Source organism: Amycolatopsis sp. SID8362, from assembly GCF_010550475.1.
GTDB classification, from domain to species: Bacteria; Actinomycetota; Actinomycetes; order Mycobacteriales; family Pseudonocardiaceae; genus Amycolatopsis; species Amycolatopsis eburnea.
Genome location: NZ_JAAGNB010000449.1, coordinates 1 through 4,430 on the forward strand (window position 1 = coordinate 1; position 4,430 = coordinate 4,430).

4 protein-coding genes and 2 pseudogenes are annotated in these 4,430 nt (G+C 71.8%); 1 reads left to right on the forward strand and 5 read right to left on the reverse strand.

Going from position 1 to position 4,430, the window contains the following annotated elements:
• Nucleotides 1-376, reverse strand: a pseudogene (locus tag G3I65_RS14210) (transcriptional regulator); the annotation flags it as partial.
• 85 nt (nt 377-461) lie between these two features.
• Between G3I65_RS14210 and G3I65_RS14215 the strand changes: the two are divergent.
• Entirely contained in the window at nt 462-695 is a 234-nt protein-coding gene (locus tag G3I65_RS14215; RefSeq protein WP_309235449.1) for a hypothetical protein, read from the forward strand.
• Here the strand turns inward: G3I65_RS14215 and G3I65_RS14220 are convergent.
• The 4 genes and pseudogenes from G3I65_RS14220 to G3I65_RS14235 all read right to left on the reverse strand — a co-directional run.
• Nucleotides 650-1,327, reverse strand: coding sequence for a GntR family transcriptional regulator (locus G3I65_RS14220; protein ID WP_160696534.1), 678 nt, complete (start codon nt 1,325-1,327; stop codon nt 650-652). The genes G3I65_RS14215 and G3I65_RS14220 overlap by 46 nt on opposite strands.
• Before the next feature lie 4 nt (nt 1,328-1,331).
• Nucleotides 1,332-2,117, reverse strand: coding sequence for an SDR family NAD(P)-dependent oxidoreductase (locus tag G3I65_RS14225; RefSeq protein WP_160696535.1), 786 nt, complete (start codon nt 2,115-2,117; stop codon nt 1,332-1,334).
• Between the two features lies 1 nt (nt 2,118).
• A complete protein-coding gene (locus tag G3I65_RS14230; protein ID WP_160696536.1) occupies nt 2,119-3,819 on the reverse strand; it encodes a hydantoinase B/oxoprolinase family protein in 1,701 nt (566 codons plus the stop codon).
• Nucleotides 3,816-4,430: pseudogene (locus G3I65_RS14235) on the reverse strand (hydantoinase/oxoprolinase family protein); the annotation flags it as partial. The pseudogene G3I65_RS14235 and the gene G3I65_RS14230, both read right to left, overlap by 4 nt.

Sequence of the window (4,430 nt, forward strand, 5' to 3'; positions counted from 1 at the left end):
GGCGGGCGCCGATCGGCAGCGGCCGCTGCCAGTGGACCGCCGTGTAGCCGAAGACCTGTTCCTCGAGCTCGTCCTGCGTGGTCGCCTCGATCCGCGCGAGCTGCTCGTCGAGCAGGTCCGCGGGCCGGGCCGCCGTCCCGGGCTGCGGCGTCAGCAGGTCCGGCGTGTAGACCTCGCCGGCGCGCGGCAGCAGGTCCAGCAGCAGGGCGACCTCCGGGTGGGCGAGCGACGCGCGGGCGAGCGGGCCGGGGTCGCCGAACACCGGGTGCCGTCCGGCGTCGGCGGTGAGCTTCAGCCAGGCCAGCGACTCCGCGGCGAGGGAGGGCGAGAACCGCGTCCTGGCCACCGTCTCGGCATCCGCCCGAAGCGTGAACATTAACCGACGTTAACAGCGGCGGCGGCGGATTTGAACCGGCTCGAATCCTTTCCGCCGCGGCCGGTCCGCGCGGTTGAGTGGCTGGGTGTTCCCGACGACCGCGGCCGTGGCCGCCGTGCTGCTCGCCGTCGCGCCGCCCGCGGCGGCCGGCCCCGGCTACGCCGTGTCTTCGGTCGTCCGGACGGTCGTCCGGCTCGGCTGGTCGGCCGACGCCGACGGGATCTACCGCGTCACGGCGTACCAGCGGCCATACGCGATCACCGTCGTGCTCCCCTACGAGCTCAGCTCCAGCAGCCGCGCCTCGGCGTCGCGCAGGTAGCGGTCGAGCGAGGCCGCCGCGGCGTCGAATCGCCCGCGGCTCAGGTCGCGCAGGATCCGCTCGTGGCAGGCGAGGAACGGCTCGTAGAACTCCCGCGTGTTCTCGTTGAGCACGAAGAACAGCCGCGTCTCGGCGAGCACCTGGCGCATCGTCGCGGACAGCCGCTCGCTGCCGGCCAGGTCCGCCAGCGCCTGGTGGAAGTGGATGCTGGCGGTGCCGACCGCGGGCCAGTCCTCGGCTTCGGCCGCGGCCCGCCCGTCCTCCAGCGCGCGTTGCAGCCCGGAGAGGTCCACTGTGGGCAGTTCGGCGGCGCGGCGCAGGGCACCGCACTCGGTGGCGCGGCGGACGACGTAGAGGTCCTCGATGTCGTCGGTGGTCAGTTCGCGCACGAACACCCCGCGGTTCAGTTCGTGCACGGCCAGCCGTTCGTGGGCCAGCAGCTGGAACGACTCGCGCAGCGTGTTGCGCGAGACACCCAGCGCCGAGCTGATCACCGGCTCGGACAGGCGTTCACCGGGGGCGAAGACGCCGTCGGTGATGTACTGGCGCAGGATCGCCGCGACCCGTTCGGCGGTGCCGCTGCGTTCCAGCAGGTGCCGCTCGCTCCCCAGCCCCGAGGCATCGACGGTCACGGCGCTACCCGACGCCGAGGTCGAAGTCGAGGCTGTACCGGTTGCCCGGCATGGCGCCCGCCGCCTTCGCGCCGTCGATCGGGAGGACGACGCCGTTGATGAACCGCGACTCGTCGCTCGCCAGGAACACGACCGCCTTGGCGACTTCCCACGCCTCGCCCACGCGCGCCGCCGGCGTGCTCGCGACCAGCTGGTGCTGCTTGGTTTCGAACTCCTCCGGCGAGTTCAGGGTGCTGCGCAGCATGTCGGTGTCGATCGCGCCCGGGTTCACGGTGTTGGCGCGGACGCCCTGGTGCGCGTGGGCGACGGCGATCGACTTCATCAGCCCGACCAGCGCGTGCTTGGTGGCGTTGTACACCGGGTCGCCGGGTCGCCCCATGACACCGCCGTTGGACGACGTCGTGACGATGCTCCCGGCCCGCTGCTCGATCATGTGCGGCAGCACGGCGCGGGTGCCGAGGAAGGCGGCGCGGACGTTCAGCGCGAAGATGTGGTCGAACTCGGCCAGCGTCGTGTCTGCCAGCGCCTTGCCGAGGTGGATGCCGACGTTGTTGAACAGCACGTCGACGCGGCCCGCTTCGGCGATGACGCCGTCGACGAACGCGGCCACGGCGGTTTCGTCGGTCGCGTCCACTATGGAGTGCCGGTACCCGCTCAGCTCTTCCGCGGGCTCGCGGATGTCGGAGGCGTACACCGTCGCGCCTTCGGCGAGGAACTCCTTGACCGTCGCGAGACCGATGCCCCGCGCGCCGCCGAAGACGACCGCCACCTTGCCGGCCAACCGACCCATGTCACTTCCCCGCTCTCAGTCGTGCTGTCTGCTCTTGGTCGACCGCGTAGTCCGACGGCAGCCGGACGAGCGCGTCCGGGCTCCCGAGGTACCGCACGGCGACGCCGTACACCTCGCTCGCCGCCGCCACCGAGACGTACCCCTCGACGACGTCGGCGAGGACCGCCGCCACCGGCCGTTCGCGCGGTGGCCCGTAGCCGCCGCCACCGGGCAGCGTGACGTCCACAATAGACTCGGGAGCCAGCGTCACCCGGCTTTTCGCTGGCAGGTCGGCACCTTCGCGCAAACCGAACCGTCCGGGTGTCCCCGCTCCGCCGCCGTCCACTCCGGACGCGGCGCTCCGCACGCGGTCGACGTTCCCGTTCACGCTCCAGGAATCCCCGCCGCGTGACCCCATCGTGGTCACCTGTCCGAGTCCGCCGCGCCACCGGCCCGCGCCGCCCGAATCCGGTCGCAGTTCCCGGGAAAACTGGACCAGCGGCGCCATCGTCTCGATGACTTCGGTCGGCGTCGACCGCAGGCCGCTGGGGAATCCCGTGGTGCTGAGCCCGTCCTTGTCCACCCGGGCACCCATGCCGCCGGTCTGGAAGACGTTGAGCATGAACCCTGGACCGCGCCAGATGGTCATCCACAGCGCGTCCGCGCTCGGCGCGATCGCGGCGCCGGGCAGCGCGCCGATCAGCAGCGACGGCAGGAAGTGCCCGATGAGGTGCCGCGACGCGACCGGCGCGGGTGGCAGGCAGTTCAGCACGGACCCTTCGGGCGCGGTGACGTGCACCGGCCGGAACGACCCGGCGTTGTGCGGCACCTCCGGCGAGATCGCCGCCTTGACCGCGAACGACGCGTACGCCCGCGTGTAGTTCAGCACGACGTTGATCCCGCGCCGGCTCTGCGGCGACGAGCCCGCGAAGTCGAGGTGGATCTCGTCACCGTCCACAGTGGCCGTCACGCGCAGGACGACTTCTTCGTCGTCGAACCCGTCGGTGGCGATTTCGTTGGTGTAGACGCCGTCCGGCAGTGCGCGCAGCGCGTCCCGCAGCGCCTTCTCGGACCGGTTCATGAGCTCGGCGGCGACTTCGTCGAGCGAGTCGAGACCGAACTCGCCGAGCAGCCGCAGCAGGCTCGCGGCGCCGACCTCGTTGCCGGTGACCTGCGCGTACAGGTCACCGATGGTCTCCTCCGGCGTCCGCACGTTGGCCCGGATCAGCCGTTCCAGATCGGCGTTGACCTCGCCGGCACGCAGGAACTTGAGGATCGGCAGCCGAAGGCCCTCTTCGAAGACTTCGTGGGCCTCGGCGGACACCAGCCGGCCGCCGATGTCGGGCGCGTGGCAGCAGGACGCGAACCAAGCCACCAGCCGGCCCTCGCGGAACACCGGCGTCGCGACCGTGATGTCGTTGATCTGCCCGGCCGTCTGCCACGGGTCGTTGGTGAGCAGGACGTCGCCGGGTTCGAGCGTCTCCGGCGGGTACGCCGCGACGAAGTGGTGCATGCCGGTCGCCATCGCGTTGATGTGCCCCGGCGTGCCGCCGACGGACTGGCCGATCATCTCGCCGCGCGAGTCGAACACCGCGCAGGCCAGGTCGAGCGATTCCCGCACCACGGCGGAGAAAGCCGTGTTGACGAGCGCGTTCTGCTGCTCGGCGAGGATCGAGTGCAGCCGGTTTCCGAACAACCCGACCAGGATGGGGTCGACGCTCACACCGTCACCTCCAGCGCGGCATCTTCCCGGGCGACGCAGTGCGCGCCCGGCGGGATGACCACGGTGGACTCGCGTTCCTCCACGATGGCCGGCCCGTCGATCCGCGTCCCCGGCCGGAGCCGGTACCGGTCGAAGATCGCCGTGTCGACAAAGCCACCGGCGGCCGGGAAGTACGCCTTGCGCGTGCCCTTGCGCGCCGCACCCCCGGCGGCCTGCACCTTAAGCCGTAAGGTGACCTCCGGCGCCGGCCCGCTCGAGACGACCCGCCAGTTCAGCACCTCGACGCCGACCTCGGGGCCGGTCCGCCGGTAAAGCTCGCGGTAGGTGCGGGTGAACTCGCCGATCAGCGTCTCCGGCCAGCTGCCGCCGCGCACGGGGACGCGGATTTCGTAGCCCTGCCCGGCGTAGCGCATCTCGGCGATCCGCCGGTGCGTCACGTCGGTGACCCCGGACTTCGCCAGCAGCGCTTCGCCTTCGGCCTCCATCTCGGCGAACAGCGCGTCGACCTGCTCCCAGGCGAGGTCGTGCACGGCCGCGCGGGCCGACCGCACGAAGTCGAACGCCAGCGGCGCGGTGAGGAACCCGGCCGCGCTCAGCACGCCGGCGGCGGG

Bases quoted from the DNA above. Each gene is read 5' to 3' on its own strand.
- G3I65_RS14225 (WP_160696535.1), bottom strand. From the start codon at position 2,117: ATGGGTCGGTTGGCCGGCAAGGTGGCGGTCGTCTTCGGCGGCGCGCGG.